Below are 784 nucleotides of genomic sequence, written 5' to 3' on the forward strand. Positions count from 1 at the left end.
CGGCTTTCGTGGTGAGCGTCGTAGGCGACCAACTCAACAGCTACTGGGTTCGCGCAGTGGCCGTGAATGGACCCGCAGGGACCATCACGCTGACACTGGCAAAGGCCGTGACGCCCGGCCAAGTGGTGAGAATCGGCTACCAGGCCCCCGCCGGCGGCGCCAACCAACCATCGGGCGTCATACAGGACGTCGCCGGCAATGACGCTGCCACCTTCGGGGGCCAGCCCGTGACCAACACCAGCCCGCCAGCAGCGGGAGGCACCCGGCTCCCCACGCTCGCAGCGACCAACCCGATCACGATCGCCGACAACAAACTGAGCCTTGACGAGAGCACCACCGTCACCATCCGCTTCGCCGAAGCCATCGCGACCGACAGCTTCACCATCGCCGACCTGACCGTGAGCGGAGGCGCGAAGCTGTCCAACCTGCGCAGCACCGACGGCGGCACCACCTGGACGGTCACGCTGACGGCTCCGGAGCGGAGTGATTTCAGCGGCCTCAGCGGCTTCGGCTTCTTCGCCGTCCTCGGCTACAACTCAACGGGCAACCAGATCCGCGTCAACCTCGCCGGCGTGACCAACCTCGCAGGCAACGCCGGTGTGGGCCAGGCCGTCTCCACGGTCACCTACGACATCGACGTCATGGCGCCCAGCGTCGTGATCAGTTTGGGCGACACCTTCCTCACCCCGGGCGAAACCACCACCGTCACCTTCAGCTTCAACGAGCCCGTCACCGGCTTTGACGCCGACGACATCGACCTGACACGGGCCAACGGCACGCTGGG

The 784-nt window shown here is 66.6% G+C and carries 1 protein-coding gene; it reads left to right on the plus strand.

All coding sequences use genetic code 11. From position 1 onward, the window contains the following. Positions 1 to 784, plus strand: a 784-nt coding sequence (locus tag VTU_RS29820) for an Ig-like domain-containing protein (RefSeq protein ID WP_010109328.1), incomplete at both ends; no start/stop codon positions are given.

This window comes from Verminephrobacter aporrectodeae subsp. tuberculatae At4 (genome assembly GCF_000193225.1).
In the GTDB taxonomy this organism is placed as follows: Bacteria; Pseudomonadota; Gammaproteobacteria; order Burkholderiales; family Burkholderiaceae_C; genus Acidovorax; species Acidovorax aporrectodeae.